This window comes from Trinickia symbiotica (assembly GCF_003028655.1).
Classification (GTDB): Bacteria; Pseudomonadota; Gammaproteobacteria; order Burkholderiales; family Burkholderiaceae; genus Trinickia; species Trinickia symbiotica_A.
Genome location: NZ_PYUC01000010.1, coordinates 260,598 through 283,486 on the forward strand (window position 1 = coordinate 260,598; position 22,889 = coordinate 283,486).

A 22,889-nucleotide genomic window follows, 5' to 3' on the forward strand; every position below is an offset into this window, starting at 1 on the left:
AGGATAGGAAACGGACATGAACAGCAAGAGCGTCTTTCGCACGGCAGTGCTGATTGCAACGTGCGCGGCGGCCTTCGCAACGGCAAGCGTTCGCGCGGCCGAGCCGATCGTCTTCACGAGCTGGGGCGGCACCACGCAATCGTCGCAGGACAAGGATTGGGCGCAGCCATTCACGAAGGCAACAGGCATTCACGTGCTGATGGATGGCCCGACCGATTACGGCAAGCTGAAGGCGATGGTCGATAGCGGCAACGTGACATGGGATGTCGTCGACGTGGAAGGGGACTTCGCTTTTGCCGCGCAGAAGGCCGGGCTGATCGAGCCGATCGACTTCTCGGTCGTCAAGAAGGATGACCTCGATCCCCGCTTTACGTCGCCGGGTGCGGTGGGAAGCTTCTATTACTCGTTCGTGCTCGGCTACAACAAGTCGAAGTTCACGGGCGCGCAACCGTCGACGTGGGCGGACCTGTTCGATACAAAGCGCTTCCCTGGAAAGCGCACGCTATACAAGTGGTCCGCGCCCGGCGTGCTCGAGCTCGCGCTGCTCGCCGACGGCGTGCCGCCGAACAAGCTCTATCCGCTCGATCTCGACCGTGCGTTCAAAAAGCTCGACACGATCAAGAGCGACATCGTCTGGTGGAGCGGCGGCGCCCAATCGCAGCAGCTGCTCGCATCGGGCGAGGCACCGATCGGCATGTTCTGGAATGGGCGTTTGCATGCGCTCGAGCAAACTGGCGTTCCGGTCGGCATCTCCTGGAATCAAAATCTGACGGCCGCGGACATGCTCGTGATTCCGAAGGGTGCGAAGCATCGCGACGAGGCCATGAAGTACCTGGCCGCCGCGACGAGCGCGCAAGCACAGGCGAAGTTCGCCGAGGATACGGGCTACGCGCCAGTCAATGTGAAGGCGCCTGAGCTGATGCCCGCCGCGGTCGCCAAGACGTTGCCCGACCAGTACAAGACCTCGCAGATCAATCTCGACATGAAGTACTGGGCGGAGCACCGCGACGAGATTGCGAAGCGCTGGTACGCATGGCAATCGAAGTGAGATGTTGCCGGCGTCTCAGACAGGCGCCGCAATGTTCGGATGGGGAGTCACCATGCCTGACGTTCTGAGTTCCGTTGCGCATCCGGCGGCGCCGACCGCGGGGCGGCGACGCGATTGGCGCAGCCTGCGTCTGCTCGCGCCGGCGCTGCTGCTGCTCGCGATCTTCTTCTTGCTGCCGGTGCTTTCCCTGCTGTTGCGCAGCGTGCTCGAACCGACGCCCGGGCTTCAGAACTACGCGCAGCTGCTGGGTTCGACGACGTATCTGCGCGTGTTCGGCAATACCTTTCTCGTGGCGACCGTCGTGACAGTGGTGACGGTCGCGATCGGTTTCCCGACTGCCTGGTTGCTCGCGATCGCGCCGCGAAGGGTGAGCTCCGTCCTTTTCGCGATCTTGCTGCTGTCCATGTGGACCAATTTGCTGGCACGCACGTTTGCGTGGATGGTGCTGCTGCAAGCGACCGGGCCTATTAACCGGCTGTTGATGGCACTCGGCCTGATCAGCGAGCCGCTCGCGCTCGTCAACAATCTCGTCGGTGTCACGATCGGCATGACATACATCATGCTGCCGTTTCTAGTGATGCCGCTGCATGCGACGCTGCGTAGCATCGACCCGTCGACGCTGCGGGCGGCGGCGATCTGCGGCGCGAGCCGCTGGCAAGCGTTCTGGCGTGTGCTGGTGCCGCTCGCGCTTCCGGGCGTCGCGTCGGGCGCGTTGATGGTGTTCGTCATGGCGCTCGGCTACTTCGTCACGCCGGCGCTGCTCGGCGGGCCCTCGTACATGATGCTCGCCGAGCTGATCGCGCAGCTCGTGCAGGAACTGTTGAACTGGGGGCTCGCGGGCGCAGCCGCGCTCGTGCTGCTCGCTGTGACGCTTGGGCTGTATGCGCTGCAACTGCGCTTCACCGGTGGTGCGCGCGCCCCGACGGGAGGCTGAGGTGAAACGACCCCCACGCTCACTATCGTTCGCGGGAGGCTGAATGCTACTCGATTTCGACCGCCTGGGCGCGCTGCGCTGGGTGCTGATGGCCGTCGGTGCGGCCGTCGCCGTGTTCTTGCTGATGCCGATCGTATTTATCGTCGCGTTGTCCTTCGGCGATTCGCAATGGCTGATCTTTCCGCCGCCCGGCTGGACGTTGGAATGGTATCGGCAGCTTTTCACCGACACCGGATGGATAGACTCGCTGTTGACGAGCGCGAAGCTCGCCGTGATCGTCACGGCGTTGTCGGTCGTGATCGGTTTCCTCGCATCGCTCGCACTCGTGCGCGGCAAGTTCCGCGGGCGCGGCGCGGTGCAGGCGTTCTTTCTTACGCCGATGGTACTGCCCGTCGTCGTGCTGGCTGTTGCGTTGTACGCCTTTACGCTGCGCATCGGCTTGAACGGCACGATGACGGGCTTCGTGATCGGTCATCTCATCATCGCGTTGCCGTTCTCAATCATTTCCATCAGCAACTCGCTCGTGAGCTTCGACACGGCGCTCGAGGACGCGGCGCTAATCTGTGGGGCTTCGCCGCTTCAGGTGAAGCTGCGCGTGACCCTGCCCGCCATCAAGCTCGGGCTGTTCGCCGCTGCCATCTTCTCGTTTCTCGCGTCATGGGACGAGGTGGTGATTTCAATCTTCATGGCGAGCCCGACGTTGCAGACGTTGCCCGTGCGAATCTGGACCACGCTGCGGCAGGACCTGACGCCGGTCATCGCGGCGGCGTCTTCTCTGCTCGTCGGCTTGACGACGGTATTGATGTTGGCGGGCGCGGTACTGCGCCGTGCCCGATAAAGAGGTGGATGAGCCATGACTGCCGCATTCCTTCAAATTCAGCGCCTGCGCAAAACGTACGACGACGTCGTAGCCATCGACCAAGTCTCGCTGGACGTGCGCAGGGGGGAATTCATGACTTTCCTCGGGCCGTCCGGCTCGGGCAAGAGTTCGACGCTCTACATCGTTGCGGGCTTTCAGGAGCCGAGCGAAGGGCGCGTATTGCTCGACGGCAAGCCGTTGCTGTCGGTCACCCCGAACAAGCGCAACATCGGCATGGTATTTCAGCGCTATACACTGTTCCCGCACCTGAGCGTCGGAGAGAACGTCGCGTTTCCGTTGCGCGTGCGTCGGCGTCCCGACGGCGAAGTCAAGGCGAAGGTCGAGCAGATGCTGAAGCTCGTGCATCTGTCGGACTGCCGCGATCGCATGCCGGCGCAGTTGTCGGGCGGTCAGCAGCAACGCGTCGCGATTGCGCGGGCATTGGCCTACGACCCGCCCGTGCTTTTGATGGACGAACCGCTTTCCGCACTCGACAAAAAGCTGCGCGAGGAAATTCAGCTCGAACTGCGCCGTATCCATCATGAGACGGGCGTGACGATTCTGTATGTGACGCACGACCAGGAAGAAGCGCTGCGCCTATCGGATCGCATCGCCGTATTCAACAAAGGGCGAATCGAACAGGTCGGCACCGGGGAAGAGCTCTATGCCAACCCCGCATCGCGCTTCGTCGCGAGCTTCATTGGCAATTCGAATTTCTTGCCGGTCCGCGTGACTGCGGACAGCGAAGGCGGCACGAAGGGCGTATTCCCGAACGGTCATGTGGTGACGACCGGCCATCTTTCACCGGTGCTCGCGGCGGGGCACGACGGCGCGCTCATGATTCGCCCGGAGCAGATGCGCATTCGCGCGTTGCAAAGCGTGCACGGTAGGGAAGGGCTACCGGTGACGGTGCGCGACATCACCTATCTCGGCGATGCGATGCATTACGCCGTGGCGACGCCCTGGCAACAGGAGATTTCGATTCGTATGCCGGCCGCCCATCGTCACGACAGCGGGTTGTCGATCGGCACGCAAGCGCTCGTCGAATGGGACGCGCACGACGTCCGCCTTTTTGCATAGGCATGACAACGGCATTGAGCGACGTGCTTCCTTCGCTTGGCCGTTCGACAGCGACGATGTCCGCCTCGATCGAGGCAAGACCGATTTTTGTAGTGCTGCGGGAAGTTCAACGAAAAGACTGATTGTGAGTTTGGAGATTTGGATGAAATCATATCGTGGAAATAAATTAGTAGTCCTAATGGGCGTGTGCGCGGGTTTTGGGATGATGCTGCCCGGCATCGCCGCCGCACAGTCGTCTGTGGCGCTGTACGGAGTAATCGACGAGGGTATCGATTACGTCAACAACAGCGGCGGCCACTCGCTTTGGCGGATGCGCGACGGAACCTACGACGGCATGTACGGCAGCCGCTGGGGTCTCAAGGGAAGCGAGGATCTTGGCAATGGCCTGAGCGCAATCTTCAAGCTCGAAGCGGGGTTCAGCCTGGAGAATGGCCAGATGCGTCAGGGCGGCAGGGAGTTCGGACGGCAGGCGTACGTCGGGCTTTCCAAGCAGGGGCTCGGCACGGTGACCCTCGGGCGGCAGTATGACTCCGTCGTCGACTATGTTCAGCCGGTCACGGCCGTCGGCCAATTCGGCGGGCCGTTCGTGCGCGGCGGCGACATCGATAACACCGACAACTCGTTCCGCGTCGACAACGCCATCAAGTACGCGAGCCCGTCGATCGCGGGCTTCACGTTCGGCGGGATGTACTCGTTCACGAATTCGACCGCGCCGGGCGCGGGCACCACGGGCATGTGGAGCCTGGGCGCCGCTTATGCGCACGGTGGATTCAACGCGGGGGCGGCCTATTTCTATGCGAAAAACCCGGCGAGCCTCTTCACTGACGGCGATTTCATCGGGAACACGACCGGCGCCGCAATCGGCGCGAGCGGGCCGTTCAGCTACGTTGGCAACCCGCATAATGAGCGCATCATCGGGATCGGCGCAGACTACGCCTTCGGCGCGGCAACGGCGGGCGTCGACTATACCAACACGAAGTTCGAGAATGCGAACGGTACGACCAGCGACGTCAGGTTCAGCAACTACGAGGTGTGGGGCTCGTATAGCCTCACGCCGAGCGCGACGGTCGCCGCCGCATACGCTTATACCGACGGCAAGGTGGATTACAACGGCAGCAAGCCCAAGTACCATCAGTTCTCGCTCATGGGCAGCTATTCGCTGTCGAAGCGCACCACGTTGTATGCGATGGGCGCATTACAGCAGGCGGCAGGGGACGCCAAGCGAGCCGATATCTTCGATTTCTCCATCGCCGACGCATCGTCGACCAACCGACAGTTGATGTTCCGTGTCGGAGTCCTCCATAAGTTCTAGTCGGCAAAAGGGCGATGAAAAGCCTGCCGCTATCGTGAAAGGGCGCTTCGGCGCCCTTTGTCATTTGGGAATGGGTTGTTCTCGCCTGCTAGCCTCGTTGCACGCGTCCGAACCGCTTCTCATGGGCGGCGACGCGCGAACCCCGCGGGTCCAAAAATTGCTCGATCACGGACGCTTTACCCTGCAGACCTCGTTAGCGGACGTGTTTGCCACCATGCCAAAACATTGTCTTTCCCCCAGGACCCTTAAGACTGCTGGGAGTGATCGATGAGCACTGACGCGGCAAGCACGCGGACTGCGCGAACCGGTGTGCCCGGGCTCGACGATGTGTTGATGGGAGGGCTCACCGAAGGAAACCTGTTTCTGCTGGAGGGCACTCCCGGGACGGGGAAAACGACGATCGCGCTTCGTTTCCTGATCACCGGTGCGCAGGCGGGCGAGCCAGGCCTTTACATCACGTTGTCCGAAACGGAAAAAGAGTTGCGCAATGGTGCCGCCTCGCACGGGTGGCTTCTCGGCGAGAACATCGTGGTGTTCGAAGTCGTCCCTCCAGAGAGCCTGCTCGATGCCGATCAACACCAGACTCTGCTGTATTCGTCCGACCTCGAACTGGGGGAGACCACCAAGCTCATTCTCGGCGCCTTCGAACGTGCCCGGCCGAAGCGGGTTGTCCTCGACAGCCTGTCGGAGATTCGCCTGCTTGCCCAGAACTCCCTTCGCTACCGTCGGCAAGTCCTGGCGTTGAAGCACTACTTTTCCCGATACGGTGCAACGGTCCTCCTGATTGACGACCTGAGCTCGGAAGCAGCCGATAAAACGGTTCATAGCATCGCTCATGGAGTGATCAAATTGGAAGAGCTTTCACCCGACTACGGGGCACAGCGGCGTCGGCTCAAGGTTTCGAAATATCGCGGTCGGGCTTTTCGCGGCGGATACCACGATTTCGCGATCCGAGCGGGTGGCGTTTCGGTATTTCCGCGTCTCGTCGCCGCGGAGCACCGCAGGCGGGTTGCGCGCGCCGATGTCAGCAGTGGCGTCCCAGAGCTCGATGCGCTACTCGGCGGCGGCGTCGAGCAGGGCTCAAGCACGTTGATCCTCGGGCCGGCCGGGGCTGGCAAATCCACCTTTGCGCTGCAGTTCGCATCCGCGGCACTCAAGCGTGGCGAGAAAGCGGCGTTGTTCGTCTTCGACGAAGAACTCGGCTTGTTGCTCGATCGCACCCAAAAAATGGGGTTCGGATTCGAGGCCGCGTCCGAGGCGGGCAAACTTTACCTCGAACAAATCGATGCGGCCGAGTTGTCTCCCGGCGAGTTTGCCCAGCGGGTCCGCGCCGTCGTGGACGACGCGCAAGTGAAAACGGTGGTGATTGACAGTCTCAATGGTTATCAGGCGGCCATGCCGGAGGAGAACGCGCTCGTGCTTCACATCCACGAGTTGCTGCAATATTTGAATCGACAAGGCGCGACGACTTTTTTGACAGTCGCTCAGCACGGCTTGGTCGGCGACATGCGGGCTCCCGTGGAAGTCACCTACCTTGCGGACACGGTCATTCTTCTCCGTTACTTCGAGGCGCTCGGCCGAGTCCGGCGTGCCGTGTCGGTCATCAAGAAGCGCATGGGGCGCCATGAAGAAACGATCCGTGAGTTCCGCATCGGCCAGGCGGGGCTGACGGTGGGGGCGCCCCTCGACGGCTTCCAGGGGGTACTGCAAGGCGTGCCGACTTTTGTCGGAACGACCGGACCGCTGCTCAAGTCTGTCGTCACCGGCAATGACAACGCCGACTGAAATTGATGGAAGAGCTTTGATCCTGGCGCCACAGGGGCGAGACGCCGTGATCGCGGCTGCGCTGTTGCGGCAGTGGGGGACCGAGTCGATCATCTGCGGCGATCTCACGCACGTTTCAAAGCTGCTGGGCGACGAGATCGGCTGCGCTGTCATGACCGAGGAAGCGCTGCGCGATGCGGACTTGGGCGCGGTGTCGGCCTGGGTGGCGAGGCAGCCGCCCTGGTCGGATTTTCCGTTCATCGTGCTCACGCAGCGCGGCGGCCTTTCAGATCGAATCGCCGACGCACGACGCCTATGCGAAGCGCTCGGTAACGTCATCTTTTTGGAACGCCCTTTTCATCCGATGACGTTCGTCAGCGTGATACAAAACGCGCGACGCGGCCGTTACCGGCAATATGAAGCCCGTTCCCGCATGGAGGAGTTGCAGGAAAGCCAGGCGCGACTGCGGCGCCTCAACGAGACGCTCGAGGCAAAGGTGGCCGAGCGTACCGCTCAGCTCGAACGCGCACATGAAGCGGTGCTCGAGGAGATGCGGCAACGCGAGCGCACGGAAGAGGCGCTGCGCCAGGTCCAAAAAATGGAAATGATCGGGCAGTTGACGGGCGGTGTAGCACATGACTTCAACAACCTGCTCATGGCCGTCATGGGCAACCTCGAGCTGTTGCGCAAGCAAGCCTCCAACGAAAGGATCGTGCGACTGATCGATGGCGCGCTTCGGGGTGCCCAGCGCGGCGCGTCGTTGACTCAGCGTCTACTTGCGTTCACGCGACAGCAAGACCTCAGAATCGAGCCGACTCACTTGTCCTATCTCGTTCGCGGAATGATGGATCTGCTGGAGCGCTCCGTGGGGGCGAGCGTCGAACTGAAGTTCGCATTGCCTGAAGATGTGCCGCTCACGCTCGCGGATGGCAACCAGATCGAGCTCGCGGTTCTCAATCTCGTGGTCAATGCGCGCGACGCCATGCCCGATGGCGGAGCGGTCTCGATAGCCGTCGACGCCGTTCACTCGTCAAAATGCGCCGACCTCGAAGGCGGCGACTATGTGCGCCTCACCGTTAGCGATACAGGACACGGAATGGATCCGAAGACGCTGTCGCGCGCGACGGAGCCTTTTTTTACGACGAAGGAGGTCGGCAAAGGAACGGGCCTTGGACTCTCCATGATTCATGGGTTGGCTCTCCAATTGAACGGCGCGCTGCGGCTCAGTAGCGCGGCTGGCCGCGGCACGCAGGCCGAGTTATGGCTGCCCGTGACTTCGCAAGCGCTGTCAGTGCCGGCGACTGCGGAAGCGGAATCACCCGGAATTGAACCGGCCGCTACCGCGCGAGCGACGATTCTGCTCGTCGACGACGATGCCCTGATCTCGACGAGCACCGCATATCTTCTCGAGGACATGGGGCATGAAGTCATTGAAGTCAATTCGGGTGCGGATGCGCTCAGTGTGCTCGAGCAAGGGCGCAACGTGGATCTTATGATCACCGACTATGCGATGCCCAAAATGACGGGTGCGCAGTTGGCGCGCGCCGCGCGAGAGCTGAGACCCGGCCTCCCGATCCTCATCGCCACCGGATACGCCGATCTGCCGCAGGGGATGAGCATGGATATTCCACGACTAAGAAAGCCGTATCAACAGAAGCAACTTGTCGCGGAAATAGCGAAGGCACTTTACGGTGCTCGATCCAACGCCGTTGACGAGCGTCAACAGTCGCCGAGCGGCTAGCGGTTACCGGGTGTGCTGCCGCGGCGAGTCTTACGCATGTCGCGCCTCGCGCCGCGCGAAACTGATTCCGAGCACGAGAAAAATCACGACGCCCGTCGCAACCTGCTGCCAGTAGAAGTTCCAGCCGATCAGAAGCAGCCCGTTCGCGACCAGGCTCAAGAGCAGCACGCCGAGCAGCGTGCCCGCGACATTCGGCCGGCCCGACGCCGACAGTGTCGTGCCGATGAAAGTCGCGCCAATCGCATTCATGAGATAGCCGTTGCCGGCCTGCGGCACGTAGGCTTTCACCGTCGACGAGAGCAGCAGCCCCACCACGCCATAGAGCAGCGCACTGGCGACGAACGTTACGCTGATAATCGCCGGCACGGGCAGGCCCGAGTAGCGAGCGACGCCCGGTTGAGAACCGAGCGCCACAATCTGGCGGCCAAAAACCGAATGCGAGAGGACAACGTGCGAGGCGAGCGCGAGCCCCGCAACGATCCACAACGGCACGGGAATATGCGCGATTTCTCCGTGAGCGAGCGCGCCGAAAAGCGGCGGCACTGCCACGTTGAGCAGATAGACCGGCTGGCCGCCGTCGGTCGCGAGCTGCTGCACGGTCTGCCCGATGAACAGCGTGCCGAGGGTCGCGAGAAACGGCGCGATGCCGATTCGCGCCACCAGCACCGCGTTCAGCGCGCCCGTGACGAATGCCGCAGCGAGGCCGCCGAGCGCCGCGAGGGCCAGATTCGCGCGATGTGCGCAGAGCAGCACGAACACGAGGCTCGCGACATCGATAGATGTACCCAGCGACAGATCAACCGCGCCAAGCGACACGGCCAGCGTCATGCCGAGTGCAGCGATCGTAAGCAGTGCGAAATCGTTGAGCAGGACGTCCTCGATGTTGCCGGGCCGAGCGAAACCCGGCGCAAATGCCGCGAAGAATGCGATGACGGCGAGCAGCGCGGCGACGAGGCCGAAGCGCCGCAACTTCGAGAGACGCGCCATGAGGCGTCGGACGAAGTGGGGTTTGTCAGAGTCAGTCATAGACGTTGCTCCCGGCACGCCTGCGTCGCACGATCGCGGTCGTCGCGACCACGAACAGGATCAACGCGCCCTCGACGCCGTTGACGTAATAGCTCGACACGTTGTCGAGCTGAAAGCCATTGACGATCGCACCTACGAACAGCACCGCGCACAGCGTGCCCGGGATCGTCGGCACGAGCCGCCGCGAGAATACGATGCCGAGCAGTGCCGCCGCGACTACCGCGAGCAGATTGTCGCCGGCGCCGGGCGCACTGCCGCTCAGCAGCGCCGTCGACGCGAGCGCGGCGAGCGCGGCTGCGATGCCGCTCAGCAGATAGCTCGCGGCCAGGTAGCGCCTCGTGCGCAAGCCGGCCGCGTGCGCGGCATCGCGGTGCGCACCCACCGCCGCGAGCCGCAGGCCGAACGGCGTGTAGTGTGCGAGCACGGTAAAGAGAGCCGCGGCCAGCAGCAGCGCATATGCGAGATGCGGGACGCCGAAAGAGCCATCGTCGAGTAGCCAGTTCGTCAGCGTGCCGCTCGCCGATACCGACGTGTTTTGCGTCAGCACGAGTTCGAAGCCGGCGGCGATGTTCATCGTCGTCAGCGTCGCGAGCAGCGGTACGATGCGCAGCGCGATGACCGCGACCGCGTTGAGCGCGCCGACGGCTGCGCCCGCTGCGAGCGTAAATGCGACCGACAGGGCCGTGCCGCACCCGTTGCGCTGTGTCACGGCATAGACGGCTGCGCAGAAGCCGAGGTTCGCGGCAACCGAGAGATCGAGCCCGCCGCGAATCGGATCAGGGCCGCCCGCAATCAGCACGATAGTCAGGCCGAAGCCGAGCAGGCCGATCACGATCGACTGCTGCAGTACGTTCGCGAGGTTGGCAATCGTCAGGAAGAGTGGCGAAGTCAGCGCGAAGACGGCCAACACCATGGCGAACGCGAGGGCGGCACCGCTGCGAAGCATTACGCCACCTCCCTTTCGCGTTCCTCGACAGCCTCACGGGCACCGGTCGCCCACGCGAGCACGGTTTGCGTGTTCGTCTCGCGCGACACCAGCTCGCGTACGATGCGCCCGCGCTTCATCACCAGCACGCGATCCGTGACGCCGAGCAATTCGATGAGATCGCTCGAAAACAGGAGCACGCAGGCGCCGTTTTGCACCAACTCGTCGAGCAGCCTGTAGATTTCTCCTTTGGCGCCGACGTCGACGCCAACGGTCGGCTCATCGAGCAGGTAGATCGACGACGAACGGCTCAGCCACTTCGCAAGCGCGACCTTCTGCTGATTGCCGCCCGATAGATGCCGCACCGGCGTTTCGGCGCTCGGCGTGCGGATCCTAAGCGCCGCTATGAGCCGCTGCACGAGACCTGTCTCGCGCCGCCGCGCCATCACACCGAAGCGGCTCACGCGCCGCAGGCTTGCAAGCGACGTGTTCTCGCGCACCGAGAGCGCCGTCGCAACGCCATGCGTGCGCCGGTCCTCCGGCACGAATGCAACGCCGTTGCGCACGGCATCGAGCGGCCGGCGCAATCGCACCGGGCGGCCGGCGACGCCGATCGAGCCCGCGGCGCCGCGCTCCAGCCCGAATAGCGCGCGCAGCACGGCCTTGCCGCCGGAGCCGAGCAAGCCGGTGATGCCGACTACTTCGCCGCGCCGCGCGTCGAATGAGACGTTTTCGAAACGGCCCGGCGCGGTGAGATCGCGCACGCTGAGCGCGATGTCGCCGGGCGTGCGCGTCGATCCGCGTGCCTGCATGACGACGGGCGCGCCGATCATCGCCTCGACGAGTGCCTCGATCGGTGTCGCGCGCGCATCGAGGTGTGCAACATCGAGACCATCGCGCAGCACGCTCACTTTGTCGCAAATCTGCGCGATCTCGTTCAGGTAGTGCGACACATAGACGACCGTCAGGCCTCGAGCGCGTAGCGAGTCGATCGTGGCGAGCAGCCGATCCACTTCGCGTGCGACGAGCGCGGCCGTCGGCTCGTCGAACACGAGGATGCGTGGCGCGCGCACCAGTGCACGCGTGATCTGCACGATCTGTTGTTCGGCCACGCTGAGTTCGCCGATCAACCGGTTCGGCGCAAGCTCGATCCCGAAGTGCTCGATCAGCGCATCGCGTGCCTGCTGCTTCAGGCGGCGCGCGTCGATCAGCCGCAGAGAACCGGCGACACGCGGTCCGAGCGCCGGTTCATTGCCGAGGGCGAGAGCTTCGGCCACCGTGGATGTCGGTGACAGCAGGCGCTCTTGATGAATGAACGCTATCTCGGCCGGGGCAATGCCACCGGGCTGAGGCATGCCATGTACCTTGACCGTGCCGGCATCGGCGGCGTGAATGCCCGCGAGGATCTTGATCATCGTCGACTTGCCCGCGCCGTTTTGGCCGATGAGACCATGGACCGTGCCGGGTGCGATTTCGAGCGACGCTCCGCGCAGTGCCGGCACGCCATCGAAATGCTTGACGATGCCGGAGAGCGCGAGCGCTGCCGGTTTGGCAACGGCACTCATTGCGACGCGATTTGTCCGAGCGTTTGCTGCAGCGACGCCGCGTTATCCTTCGTGACGAGAATCGACGGGACGTAGGTGTACGGCGGCAGGTCGCGCTTGCCGGCGAGATAGCGCGCGACGTTGTCGACGGCGGTCTTGCCGATCAGCGCGGGTTGCTGCGCGACGACGGCGGCCGCGCTTGAGTTCGGGTCTTTGACAAGTGTCACGACGTCGGGGCTCCCGTCCACGGCATAGGTCTTGATCTCGCTGCGATGCGCGGCGTCCACGGCCTGCGTGGCGCCGACCTGCGGCACGTCCCACGCCGCCCAAATCGCGGCGACCTGTCCCTTCGGATACTTGGCCAGGAGCTGACTCACCTGTGCATAGGCGCTTTGGACCGTATTCGGGATCACGTCGCGCAACTCAGGCTCGATGATGTGGACCTTCGGATAGTACTTGAGCACGGCCTTCAACTGATCGTAACGGATCGCGCAGACAGGCACGCCGTAAAAGCCGTTGAAGACCAGGATGTTGCCTTCGCCGTGGATATCGTTGACGAGCTTCAGCGCGAGCTGCTCGCCAATGAAGAAGTTGTCGGATGTCGTGTCATTGAGGCTCGACGGTGACGCGGTATCGATCGTGAAGAGCGGGATGCCTGCCTGGCGGATTTTCTGCAACCACGGTTCTAGCACCGATGCCGTGCCGAGCTGCTCGACGATCGCATCCGGCTTCTGTGCGATCAGCGTCTGGATCTGCGCGATCTGGCGATTGTCGTTGCGACCCGCATCTAGCGCGATCGGTGTGCCCCCGAGTCGCTTCACTTCATCGATCGCGCCTTGATATGCCTTGAGGTCCCAGTAATGGTCCGTGCCGGCGGCGGTAATGCCGATTCGCTTGCCTTTGAGCGAGGGGATGTTGCTGTCGTTGCCGTGCGCGTCGTCAGGACCTTGCGCGTGACCGGCCGTAGCAAAACCGGCTAGTGCGATTGCCAGCGCTGCGACTGCGACGAGTGGCGAAAAAATGTGTCCGCGCATGCGCGGGACCGAGGCGAGCATTCGGTGGACCATGATGGGATGAACGTAAAGATGCTGCGGTTGTGAAAGAAGGGTCATTCCGCTTCGACTTTACTCAACAATGCATGCCGGGCGAAACAATGGATTTTCGCTATCGATATTGCGTGCGACGCAATTAGCAAATTAGCGCGGCGCTGAAATCGATTTGTTGTCCGAACGAATAAGGATCTTCGAAAGCCTCGTTTGGCCTCGCCAAGCGCCGCTGATAGTTTGTGCAAACAATTACCAGGTGGAGTCTTGCATGGCAGTAATCGACGAACTCGTTTCCCAACATGACGATGCGACGGCGGCGAATGCCGCGCATATCATTGCAAGCGACGAAGAGGCGATCGCCGTCGCGCACGACCTTGCGAAGCGCCTCGCCGAAGAGGCCGGGCGGCGCGATCGCGAGCGGCGGTTGCCGCGCGACGAGGTCGAGTGGTTCTCGCAGTCGGGCCTCTGGGCGATCACCGTGCCGAAAGCATATGGCGGCGCGGGCGTGTCGTTCGTCACGTTGACCGAGGTCGTAAAGATCGTTGCCGCGGCGGATCCATCGCTCGGACAGCTGCCGCAGAATCACTTTGGCCTCGTCGATGTAATCGCGCTGACGGGGACACCCGACCAGAAGCGATTTTTTTTCGCCGAGGTGCTCGCGGGTAAGCGCTTCGGCAACGGCTTCTCCGAGAAAGGCACGAAGCATGTCCTCGACCTGAAGACACGCGTGACGCGCGATGGCGACGGCTATCGGGTCGAAGGGACCAAGTTCTATTCGACGGGAGCGCTGTTCGCGCACTACGTCCCGGTGCTCGGCCTCGACGAAGCCAGCAAGGGCTGGCTTGCTTATATCCCGAAGGGCACGCCGGGGCTCTCGGTGATCGACGACTGGTCGGGCTTCGGTCAGCGCACGACCGCAAGCGGCACCGTCGTGCTCGAGAATGTGCGCGTGCCTGGGTCGCACGTATTTCCCGCCCATCGCGTATCGGATCTACCGACGCTGAACGGCCCGATCTCGCAGATCATCCAGGCGGCGATCGATGCGGGCATCGCGCACGCGGCGCTCGCGGACACACTGCGTTTCGTCCGTGAGCGCACGCGTCCGTGGATAGACAGCAATGTCGAGCGCGCCGCCGACGATCCGCTCACCGTGCGAGAGATCGGTCGCCTGCATATCCAATTGCACGCGGCGGATGCGCTGCTCGAGCGCGCCGCACGCGTGCTCGACGAGATTGCGGCCAAGCCCGAGACGAGTGAGGACGACGTCGCGCGCGCGTCGGTCGCGGTCGGTGAGGCGAAAGTGCTGACCACCGAAATCGCGCTGCTCGCGGGCGAGAAACTGTTCGAGCTTGCTGGCACGCAGGCGACGCTTTCCGAGCACAATCTCGACCGCCACTGGCGCAACGCACGCACGCATACACTGCACGATCCCGTGCGCTGGAAATACCACCTCGTCGGCAACTACTACTTGAACGGCGTGAAACCCGCGCGCCATCCCTGGAATTGAGGCGCGCGTCATGACGAGACAGATCCGCCTCAACGCGTTCGACATGAACTGCGTCGGGCACCAGTCGCCCGGCTTGTGGGCCCATCCGCGCGATAGCTCATGGCGCTACCGCGAACTCGGCTATTGGACCGATCTCGCCAAGCTGCTCGAGCGCGGCAAGTTCGATGGGCTCTTCATTGCCGATGTACTCGGCATCTATGACGTGTATCAGGGCAGCGGTGAAGCAGCGATCCGCCAGGCCGCACAGGTGCCCGTCAACGATCCCATCCTGCTCGTCTCGGCAATGGCGCACGTCACCGAGCATCTCGGCTTCGGCGTGACGTGCTCGCTATCGTACGAGCATCCCTATCCGTTCGCGCGCCGGATGTCGACGCTCGATCACCTGACCAACGGCCGGATCGGGTGGAACATCGTCACGTCGTATCTCGACAGTGCCGCGCGTAACGTCGGGCTGCCCGCGCAGGCGAACCACGACGAACGATATGCGCTCGCCGACGAATACCTCGAGGTCTGCTACAAGCTGTGGGAAGCATCGTGGGAAGACGACGCGGTTGTGCGCGATGCGGCGCGGCGCGTGTTCACCGAGCCGTCGAAAGTGCATCCGATCGGCCATCACGGCCGCCATTTTGACGTGCCCGGCATTCATCTCAGCGAGCCGTCGCCGCAGCGCACGCCGGTGCTCTACCAGGCGGGTGCATCGAAGCGCGGCAAGGATTTCGCCGCGCAGCACGCGGAATGCATCTTTATCGCGGCGCCGTCGCGCGTCATCCTGAAGGCGTTCGTCGCGGACATCCGCGCGCGCGTGAAGCGCTTCGGCCGTGACCCGCACGACGTGTTGATCTTCAACCTGCACACCGTGGTCACCGGCGCAACCGAGGCCGAGGCCCACGCGAAGCATGCCGACTATCGGCGCTATGCGAGCGACGAGGGTGCGCTCGCGCTGATGTCCGGCTGGACCGGCATCGACCTCTCGAAGTACGACCTCGACGAACCGCTCCGGTACATCGAGAGCAACGCGGTGCAGTCGGCCGTCGAAGCATTGTCGAGCGCGGACCCGACACGTGTGTGGACCGTGCGAGAGATCGCGAAGTGGGGCGGCATAGGCGGGCTGGGGCCGCTCACGGTCGGCGATCCGGTACAGGTGGCGGACGAGCTGCAGTCTTGGGTCGAGGAAACCGACGTGGATGGCTTCAACCTGGCTTATGCGCTGACGCACGAGACGTTCCGCGACTTTGTCGAGCTCGTCGTGCCGGAACTACAGCGGCGCGGCGTCTACAAGACTGACTATGCGCCGGGCACATTGCGGGAGAAGTTGCACGGAGGCAGCGCGCGGTTATCGGAGCCGCATCCGGGCGCGAGGTATCGAGCGAGACGGGCCGAGCCGGTGCTTTGACTTCACGGCGCGACACCTGACGTGCGCGAACGCCGATACCGGTGACATCACGCGTGAAGCAGCGCGCGACCTTCGAGATTGACAGCGCGATGATGGTCCGCCCTCGCGGCGGTCTCGAATTGAACGTCGATCAACGGTATGGCGGTGACAGCCACGGCGACGCCTTTAGACGAAGGCAGCAGCCCGGCGAACGCCGCAGCTCCAGTGCCGCACGCGACGGTCAGCAAGATAGTGGCGACTACAACGATCGACCAGGTCCGCATCGACGTCGGTTTACGCGCGCTCATCAAGGCACTCATGATGGCGTCCTCCTCTTCGAGTTGGTTCTCTGAGGTTGAATATAACCGCCATCGTTGGCCGAAGCCCCCTCGAAAAAGTGACATTTGTAAGCGAATGTCCGGTATGCCGTTCGTCTTCTCATCGCCTGCCCATCGCTCCGGCGACGCGGCGATGATGTTCCTCGACGAGATGCCGTATCAGGTCGAGCAACTGCCCGGGTGCGTACGGCTTTTTCAGGAAGGCATCGACGTGCACCGGCGGTGGAGGCGCCCGCGCGGAATTCAGCACGACGGGGATATCGGACAGTCGGCCATCGGCTGCCATCGCGTCGACGAGCGCAGGACCATCCATGACCGGCATCATGACGTCCGAAACGACGACGTCAGGAGGCTGGCCCCGCGCTTTTTCGAGGGCATCCTTGCCATTCTCCGCGGTGAGAACCTCGTATCCGCCCTCGGCGACGATCGCTTCGAGCGCGCCCAGCACGTTCGGATCGTCATCGACGAGTAAAACGATGACCGGTTCAGCGGACGATCGCATCGATAGGGGCGGATGCGGCTGCAACATTCCACCATCGAACGCCTCGTGTTCAGGCCGCCCCATCCAGCGCGTACCATCGGCGGCTTCCCAATCGATCACCGCGCGATGAAACGCCATCACGTCGGCGGTCTCCCGAAGGAGAGTCAATAGTCGTTCCGATGTGCCGTCATCCATGCCGTAGTTCTTCGCACGCTGTACACGGCCTTCCTGGGCGCGTATCAATTCGAGGCATCGTTCGATATGCTTGTCGGCCACCGTCAGCTCAGATGATTCCGGGCGATTGCGTGTCATTACGGTTTCCCTCGCCGGCTCGGCGGCGACCGGCGCTGCCATATCAGCCAAGTCCTGCCCCAAAGCCGACGAAAACGAGAGCGTTGCGCTTGTATCAGTACTGAAACATCGCGCGTGCCTGGTCGCGCAAACGCTGGCGCAGATCCCGAATCCTCTGCAAAATACGTCGCGGGCATCAGCTGTGCCCGCTATTTATTGGTGAGCGGGCAGCGCATAGGCGACCACGTAATCGCCGAGCTTCGTACCGAACGAGCCATGGCCGCCTGCCGCGATGACGACGAACTGGCGGCCGTTGACCTCGTAGGTCATCGGCGTGGCCTGGCCTCCCGCGGGAAGCCGCGCGCGCCAGAGTTCCTCTCCCGTATCGGTGCTGTAGGCACGGATGTAGTTGTCCGCCGTGGCGCCGATGAAGAAGACATGCCCGGCGGTCGTGACCGGGCCGCCGAGCATCGGCATCCCCATCTTGAACGGCAGCGGCACGGGCGCGGTGTCGCGTACCGTTCCGATCCTCTTTTTCCAGACGATTTTGTTCGTCTTAAGGTCGATCGCCGCCACGTAACCCCATGCCGGTTCTTTACACGGCAGATTGATCGGGGACATGAAAGGATTGAGCGTCACGCCAAACGGCGTGCCGTACTGCGGCTGAATGCCGACCTCGGTGCCGGTACCGCTTTTCCCGGCTGCGGGAGGCTCGATCGGGTTGCCAGGGCCGCGCGGTATCAAGCGCGAAACGAACGGCAGCGCGATGGGATTGGCAATCGCGATCTGCCGATCCGTATCGACGGCGAGTCCGCCCCATTCGAACATGCCGAGATTGCCGGGGAAGACGAGCGTGCCCTGTTCCGACGGTGGCGTGAACGTGCCCTGATACCGCAAGCGGTGAAAAATGACGCGACACGCGAGCTGATCGTACATGGTCGCGCCCCACATGTCGGCTCCCGTCAGCTTCTTGGTGGGACGAAACGTCAGTTCGGAGTAGGGCTGCGTCGGCGAGAGATGATCACCTTTCGCCGCGCCCTGCGGAACCGGCCGTTCCGGAGCGGGGACGACGAGCGCGCCGGTGCGACGATCGAGGACGAAGATATTGCCCGTCTTAGCGGGCGCATAGACGACCGGAATCACTTTGCCGTTGCTATCGGTGATGTCGGCGAGCGTCGGCTGAGCAGGCAGATCCATGTCCCACAGGTCGTGATGGACCGTCTGGTAGAACCAGGCGAGCTTGCCCGTCGATGCATTGAGGGCCAGCAGCCCGCTCGCATAGCGCTCGTCTTCGGGCGTGCGATCGCCTCCCCAGATGTCGGGCGTCGTGACGCCCATCGGCAGATAGACGAGATCGAGTTTCGGATCGTAAGCGGCCGGGGCCCATGCGTTCGGCGAATTGTGCACGAAGGTGTGCTGATCGTCGGGAATCGCGTTCGGCGTATCCGAGCCAGGATCGAACGCCCAGACGAGCTTGCCGGTGTCGACGTCGAAGCCGCGTATGACGCCCGACGGCTCACGCGTCGAATAGTTGTCCGTCACCGAGCCGGCGACGACGATGATCTTGTTTGTCACGATGGGGGGAGACGTCGGCTCGAACTGCCCCGGTGTCGTGACGGGTTGCAGATGCTGAAGATCGAGGTCGCCGTTATCGGCGAAGCCGGCGCAACGCTGACCGGTTTCGGCGTCGAGCTCGAACAGATGACCATCGTTGACGGGCAGGATGACGCGGCGCGCGCACGGAGCCGACGCCGGTTGTCCCGTGCCATTCGCGGCTGGCGTGGCGGCGGTCGTTTCGTGATAGGACACGCCGCGGCACGTCACGTGCTGAAAGCTCGGGTCGGGCTTGAGACCGGGATCGAACTTCCATTTTTCTTTACCCGTTGCAGCGTCGAGCGCAAAAAGTATCTGGTGGGGCGAGCAGAGATAAAGCATGTCGCCGACCTTGAGCGGTGTGACTTCGTCAGTGATTTCGACGGGATCGTGAGGCCCTTTTTTGTCGCCGGTTTCGAATGTCCACGCGGGTTGCAAGTCTTTCACGTTTTGCTGATTGATTTGCGCGAGCGGGGAATAGCGGGTGCCGGCCTGTGTGCGGCCGTAGGCCCGCCAGTCGTCGGGATGCGCCGGAGCTTGTCCGCCGCCCGTGGCTGGCGCATTCGCCGCGAGCGTGCCGTTTATCACCTGCGGATCGTTGAACGATGCGTACGCGAGCGCGGCGCCAGTCAACACAAGGCAGATCGCCAATGCAATCGCGCCAGGGCGCGCCGACGGAGTCGTGGAAAAGCGATAGACGAACGGCAGCAATAACCAGATGCCGAAAATCACGAGAACGTCGATGCGTGGCACGAGCGCCCAGAAGTCGAATCCGATTTCCGCGATCCCCCAGATCAGCGTACCGATGAGCAGCAGCGCATAGAGACCCAACGCCAATTCGTGACGAAGGTACACGAGAGCCGCGACCACGAGCATGACGATGCCGGCGATCAGGTAGTAAGGCGATCCGCCGACCGCGAGCAGCCAGATGCCGCCGACAACGAGGTAGAGACCGGATATCCCGGCAAACAGGACAGTCAGCCACGTTGCGAAGCGTCGTGGCGAGGAAGGCGTGTTCATGCGTGGACCTCCGATACGTTGGGCGGGTATCGAGCGCGTCATCATGGGCAGACGGATGCCAATCGGTGACTGGCTTCCAGCATCCTGTGTGCCGCAAAGGCGCCGTGCCCTTGTCCCGGTCGCCTCGCTTGACCGCTCCTGCGACGCGATGGACCCGCGTGCTACGATTGCCGTTCGTCTGGAGACATTTGATGGATGCCGACCTGGCCCGCCGATTCGATATCGAATTCGCGCCGCGTATCGCACAGACGCTGGCTCAGATCTTCGAAGGAAGAGCACACGCGGAGGTGGTTCCGTGTGGCGATGCTGAACATCCCACCGCCATCGTGTTGCGCAGTGCGCCGCACGAGCACATACGCGGCTATGAACATCCGCTCAACATCCGGTTCACGTGGGACCCGGACGAGATCAAAACGCTTGTCGGTCCCCATGGCCGCGCACGCTTCGCGCATTACCTCGAAGCCTTGCCGCGCAAGCTGTCGGCATGGGAGGCCGCACGTGACATCGATTTCGCGTCACGCTCGCAAGCGGAGCCCGCCATTCTGCTCGGCAATCTGGACTTCGAAGGGTAAGCATCCAAAATTTGCGGGCGCTGCCGACGGGCATCGAGCATGCCTCGAGCCGGCTATTGCTCGCAGCCCCTTCCAATATCTCGCCCGGTGCCCATTCGACGCACCGAATCTAGCTCTAGCCGGTCCGGCTCGCAGTTGCGATGCAGCCGAAGCACCCTGCCGCGCAATGAGGGATTGCCCCGACATTGCATAAGTCTTTCAAGATAATTACATTATCGCGACATCAAACTCGCGAGGGGCACTCTTTCTTCGCGGCGTGGGAGCAGGGCGCGGAATTCTCCATTTTTCAAAAAAAGGCAAAGCTAGACCTATGACGGACCAGTCGACTCAGCTTCTCATCGCCGAACACGATACGCGGCGACGCATCTTTGCCATTGTGGCGGCATCATCGGGCAACTTGGTCGAGTGGTTCGACTTCTACATCTATTCGTTCTGCGCGTTGTATTTTGCCCCCGCTTTTTTCCCGGGCGGCAATACTACGACGCAGCTGCTCAACACTGCCGGGGTGTTCGCGGCCGGCTTCCTCATGCGTCCGATCGGGGGCTGGTTCTTCGGGCGGCTGGCGGACAGGCACGGCCGACGCACGGCGATGATGGTGTCCGTGTTCATGATGTGCGGCGGCTCGCTCGTGATCGCCGTCCTGCCCACCTACGCTCAAATTGGTGTGCTCGCGCCCGCGCTGCTGCTGGTCGCAAGGCTGTTCCAGGGGCTGTCCGTCGGCGGCGAGTACGGGACTAGCGCGACTTACATGAGCGAAGTCGCGATGCAAGGGCGGCGCGGTTTCTTTGCTTCGTTCCAATATGTGACGCTCATCGGGGGGCAACTTTGCGCCGTGCTCGCGCTCGTTATTTGCAGCAAACCCTGAGCACCGAGGACTTGAAGGCCTGGGGGTGGCGAATTCCGTTCGTCATGGGGGCCGTTGCAGCGCTTGTCGCGCTCTATTTGCGCAAGTCCCTCGACGAAACCGCCACCACGGAAACCCGCTCGCGCCGGGAGGCCGGCACGATCCGCGGATTGTGGCAGCATCGCGGTGCGTTTCTTACTGTCGTGGGTTTCACGGCAGGCGGATCGCTCGTGTTCTATACGTTCACGACCTACATGCAGAAGTACCTCGTGAATACAGCGGGCATGCATGCAAAGACCGCGAGTACGGTGATGACCGGCGCGCTCTTTGTCTATATGCTGATGCAGCCGCTTTTCGGTGCGCTGTCCGATCGCATCGGCCGGCGCCGATCGATGCTGTTCTTTGCTTCTTTCGCGGTTATCGGTACGGTGCCTTTACTTCATGCGCTCGAGGGCGTAACGAACCCTTATGCGGCATTTGTCCTGGTCGTGATCGCGCTCGCGATCGTCAGCTTCTATACGTCGATTAGCGGCCTGATCAAAGCGGAAATGTTCCCACCCGAGGTTCGCGCAATCGGAGTCGGCCTCTCGTATGCGGTTGCCAACGCGATATTCGGCGGTTCGGCCGAGTACGTTGCACTGTGGCTGAAGCAGGCGGGTAGCGAGTCGATGTTCTACTGGTACGTGACAGCGATGTGCGCATTCGCGGGCATCGTCGCGCTACGCATGCGCGATCCTTCGAAGGAGGGGTACCTGCGCAACGAGCCGTAGGCGGTGGCGCGAGCGCAACCCGATTGCCGAATCGCTGTCTTCCCGTTGAGCGATCGCCAATCGTGCTTCTTACTGACGCAGCCCGAAAACGCCATGCCATAGCGTACTGAATAAGTTGGCATGCGCGCGTTCACCCCGTGTATCGGCGTCCTCACTCGGCGTTGGCTCCCGGTCCCGCGGCGAGGACGTGTCCGGTTTCGCTTGCGGTTTCGCTTCCGGTTTAGCTTGCGGGTCCGATTGCGGGTCCGGATTCTCGGGTGCCGCCGCCTGCGCCACAGCTTCCTCGTCTCGGGGCGCTCGATCGTCCCCGTTCACATCCCGGGGTTGGGCCGGTTGGCGCGAGGCATGCAGTGCGGCGACGCTATCAGCGATGCGTCCGGCGAGCTCGACCTCGCAATCGCGCCCCAATAGCACGCCGAACAGGACGTCGCGGCTGTAGCCGCGTTCGGCGAAGCGCATCGCGAGGGTGACGAACCGCGCGTACTCGGCCTGGCGCGCCGCCTCACGCTTGGCCTTCAAACGCTCTTCTTCTTCGCGGCGGCGAGCGAGACGGCTCACCTCCTCGGCATAGACCGCGTCGTAGACGCGGCGCTGCACCGGGTCCGACAGGATTGCGTAAGCTTCCTTGATTTCCTGAAATCGACCGTGTGCCGACGCTTCGCGCCCGACATTGCGGTCGGGATGCGCTTTCATCGCCGCCCTTCTATATGCGCGTTTGATTTCGTCATCAGTGGCGTCTTCGCGCACACCCAACGTTTCGTACAACGTCGCCATCGTTCGCCTGGATCAAATATGCATGCCGTCGATCGTAGCATTTGTTCG

At 62.8% G+C, this 22,889-nt stretch carries 17 protein-coding genes and 2 pseudogenes; 11 read left to right on the forward strand and 8 right to left on the reverse strand.

Translation table 11 applies throughout. The features are described from left to right. Positions 1-16 precede the first annotated feature (16 nt). The 7 genes from C9I57_RS21090 (at position 17) to C9I57_RS21120 (ending at position 8,738) form a co-directional block, all read left to right on the forward strand. A complete protein-coding gene (locus tag C9I57_RS21090; RefSeq protein WP_107152565.1) occupies positions 17-1,048 on the forward strand; it encodes an ABC transporter substrate-binding protein in 1,032 nt (343 codons plus the stop codon). A 52-nt stretch (positions 1,049-1,100) separates the two neighbouring features. After that, positions 1,101-1,982 carry an ABC transporter permease gene (locus C9I57_RS21095; RefSeq protein ID WP_107152610.1) on the forward strand — a complete coding sequence of 294 codons (882 nt, stop codon included), beginning with the start codon at positions 1,101-1,103 and terminating at the stop codon, positions 1,980-1,982. Between the two features lie 43 nt (positions 1,983-2,025). After that, the gene (locus C9I57_RS21100; protein ID WP_107152566.1) at positions 2,026-2,820 is read left to right on the forward strand and encodes an ABC transporter permease; all 795 of its coding nucleotides are present in this window, start codon (positions 2,026-2,028) and stop codon (positions 2,818-2,820) included. A 15-nt stretch (positions 2,821-2,835) separates the two neighbouring features. Continuing rightward, the gene (locus C9I57_RS21105) at positions 2,836-3,921 is read left to right on the forward strand and encodes an ABC transporter ATP-binding protein (RefSeq protein ID WP_107152567.1); all 1,086 of its coding nucleotides are present in this window, start codon (positions 2,836-2,838) and stop codon (positions 3,919-3,921) included. Between the two features lie 142 nt (positions 3,922-4,063). Beyond that, positions 4,064-5,233 carry a porin gene (locus C9I57_RS21110; RefSeq protein ID WP_181321899.1) on the forward strand — a complete coding sequence of 390 codons (1,170 nt, stop codon included), beginning with the start codon at positions 4,064-4,066 and terminating at the stop codon, positions 5,231-5,233. Between the two features lie 267 nt (positions 5,234-5,500). Beyond that, positions 5,501-7,018: an ATPase domain-containing protein gene (locus C9I57_RS21115; RefSeq protein WP_107152568.1), complete on the forward strand. Its 1,518-nt coding sequence runs from the start codon at positions 5,501-5,503 to the stop codon at positions 7,016-7,018. Positions 7,019-7,034: 16 nt separating this feature from the next. Next, complete coding sequence (locus C9I57_RS21120; protein ID WP_258187754.1) at positions 7,035-8,738, forward strand: ATP-binding protein; 1,704 nt, start codon at positions 7,035-7,037, stop codon at positions 8,736-8,738. Between the two features lie 30 nt (positions 8,739-8,768). On the opposite strand, the gene C9I57_RS21125 is transcribed toward C9I57_RS21120, so the two are convergent. The 4 genes and pseudogenes from C9I57_RS21125 to C9I57_RS21140 form a co-directional block, all read right to left on the reverse strand. Beyond that, complete coding sequence (locus C9I57_RS21125) at positions 8,769-9,725, reverse strand: ABC transporter permease (protein ID WP_440130234.1); 957 nt, start codon at positions 9,723-9,725, stop codon at positions 8,769-8,771. A gap of 31 nt (positions 9,726-9,756) precedes the next feature. Then, positions 9,757-10,707 (reverse strand): annotated as a pseudogene (locus C9I57_RS21130) (ABC transporter permease); the annotation flags it as partial. A gap of 2 nt (positions 10,708-10,709) precedes the next feature. Next, positions 10,710-12,254 carry a sugar ABC transporter ATP-binding protein gene (locus C9I57_RS21135; protein ID WP_107152572.1) on the reverse strand — a complete coding sequence of 515 codons (1,545 nt, stop codon included), beginning with the start codon at positions 12,252-12,254 and terminating at the stop codon, positions 10,710-10,712. Further along, positions 12,251-13,267 carry a sugar ABC transporter substrate-binding protein gene (locus tag C9I57_RS21140; RefSeq protein ID WP_107152612.1) on the reverse strand — a complete coding sequence of 339 codons (1,017 nt, stop codon included), beginning with the start codon at positions 13,265-13,267 and terminating at the stop codon, positions 12,251-12,253. The genes C9I57_RS21135 and C9I57_RS21140 overlap by 4 nt, the downstream gene beginning before the upstream one ends. Before the next feature lie 280 nt (positions 13,268-13,547). On the opposite strand from C9I57_RS21140, the gene C9I57_RS21145 reads away from it, so the two are divergent. Beyond that, positions 13,548-14,786: an SfnB family sulfur acquisition oxidoreductase gene (locus C9I57_RS21145; RefSeq protein WP_107152573.1), complete on the forward strand. Its 1,239-nt coding sequence runs from the start codon at positions 13,548-13,550 to the stop codon at positions 14,784-14,786. Between the two features lie 10 nt (positions 14,787-14,796). After that, entirely contained in the window at positions 14,797-16,179 is a 1,383-nt protein-coding gene (locus C9I57_RS21150; protein ID WP_107152574.1) for an LLM class flavin-dependent oxidoreductase, read from the forward strand. 47 nt (positions 16,180-16,226) lie between these two features. Here the strand turns inward: C9I57_RS21150 and C9I57_RS21155 are convergent, their stop codons facing one another. From C9I57_RS21155 to C9I57_RS21165, 3 genes are all read right to left on the reverse strand, one after another. Next, positions 16,227-16,478 (reverse strand): hypothetical protein, encoded by a 252-nt coding sequence (locus C9I57_RS21155; protein WP_258187755.1) that lies wholly within the window; start codon positions 16,476-16,478, stop codon positions 16,227-16,229. Between the two features lie 118 nt (positions 16,479-16,596). Beyond that, on the reverse strand, positions 16,597-17,289 hold the full coding sequence (locus tag C9I57_RS33330; protein WP_258187756.1) for a response regulator: 693 nt from the start codon (positions 17,287-17,289) through the stop codon (positions 16,597-16,599). Between the two features lie 192 nt (positions 17,290-17,481). Further along, a complete protein-coding gene (locus C9I57_RS21165) occupies positions 17,482-19,881 on the reverse strand; it encodes a glucose/quinate/shikimate family membrane-bound PQQ-dependent dehydrogenase (RefSeq protein ID WP_107152575.1) in 2,400 nt (799 codons plus the stop codon). 191 nt (positions 19,882-20,072) lie between these two features. Here C9I57_RS21165 and C9I57_RS21170 point away from each other — a divergent pair, with 191 nt between their 5' ends. Continuing rightward, a complete protein-coding gene (locus C9I57_RS21170) occupies positions 20,073-20,453 on the forward strand; it encodes a DUF5594 family protein (RefSeq protein WP_107152576.1) in 381 nt (126 codons plus the stop codon). Between the two features lie 310 nt (positions 20,454-20,763). Then, a pseudogene (locus C9I57_RS21175) lies at positions 20,764-22,067 on the forward strand (MFS family transporter). Between the two features lie 69 nt (positions 22,068-22,136). On the opposite strand, the gene C9I57_RS21180 reads toward C9I57_RS21175, so the two are convergent. Then, complete coding sequence (locus tag C9I57_RS21180; RefSeq protein WP_107152577.1) at positions 22,137-22,841, reverse strand: J domain-containing protein; 705 nt, start codon at positions 22,839-22,841, stop codon at positions 22,137-22,139. Positions 22,842-22,889 lie beyond the last annotated feature (48 nt).

What these genes read in the sequence shown, in the direction of transcription:
- C9I57_RS21155 (WP_258187755.1), bottom strand. Translation starts at nt 16,478, where the DNA reads ATGAGTGCCTTGATGAGCGCGCGTAAACCGACGTCGATGCGGACCTGG.
- C9I57_RS21135 (WP_107152572.1), bottom strand. Translation starts at nt 12,254, where the DNA reads ATGAGTGCCGTTGCCAAACCGGCAGCGCTCGCGCTCTCCGGCATCGTC.
- C9I57_RS21105 (WP_107152567.1), top strand. Translation starts at nt 2,836, where the DNA reads ATGACTGCCGCATTCCTTCAAATTCAGCGCCTGCGCAAAACGTACGAC.
- C9I57_RS21140 (WP_107152612.1), bottom strand. Translation starts at nt 13,267, where the DNA reads ATGCGCGGACACATTTTTTCGCCACTCGTCGCAGTCGCAGCGCTGGCA.
- C9I57_RS21125 (WP_440130234.1), bottom strand. Translation starts at nt 9,725, where the DNA reads ATGGCGCGTCTCTCGAAGTTGCGGCGCTTCGGCCTCGTCGCCGCGCTG.
- C9I57_RS21090 (WP_107152565.1), top strand. Translation starts at nt 17, where the DNA reads ATGAACAGCAAGAGCGTCTTTCGCACGGCAGTGCTGATTGCAACGTGC.
- C9I57_RS33330 (WP_258187756.1), bottom strand. Translation starts at nt 17,289, where the DNA reads ATGACACGCAATCGCCCGGAATCATCTGAGCTGACGGTGGCCGACAAG.
- C9I57_RS21170 (WP_107152576.1), top strand. Translation starts at nt 20,073, where the DNA reads ATGGATGCCGACCTGGCCCGCCGATTCGATATCGAATTCGCGCCGCGT.
- C9I57_RS21115 (WP_107152568.1), top strand. Translation starts at nt 5,501, where the DNA reads ATGAGCACTGACGCGGCAAGCACGCGGACTGCGCGAACCGGTGTGCCC.
- C9I57_RS21150 (WP_107152574.1), top strand. Translation starts at nt 14,797, where the DNA reads ATGACGAGACAGATCCGCCTCAACGCGTTCGACATGAACTGCGTCGGG.
- C9I57_RS21145 (WP_107152573.1), top strand. Translation starts at nt 13,548, where the DNA reads ATGGCAGTAATCGACGAACTCGTTTCCCAACATGACGATGCGACGGCG.
- C9I57_RS21100 (WP_107152566.1), top strand. Translation starts at nt 2,026, where the DNA reads ATGCTACTCGATTTCGACCGCCTGGGCGCGCTGCGCTGGGTGCTGATG.
- C9I57_RS21165 (WP_107152575.1), bottom strand. Translation starts at nt 19,881, where the DNA reads ATGAACACGCCTTCCTCGCCACGACGCTTCGCAACGTGGCTGACTGTC.
- C9I57_RS21180 (WP_107152577.1), bottom strand. Translation starts at nt 22,841, where the DNA reads ATGGCGACGTTGTACGAAACGTTGGGTGTGCGCGAAGACGCCACTGAT.
- C9I57_RS21095 (WP_107152610.1), top strand. Translation starts at nt 1,101, where the DNA reads ATGCCTGACGTTCTGAGTTCCGTTGCGCATCCGGCGGCGCCGACCGCG.
- C9I57_RS21110 (WP_181321899.1), top strand. Translation starts at nt 4,064, where the DNA reads ATGAAATCATATCGTGGAAATAAATTAGTAGTCCTAATGGGCGTGTGC.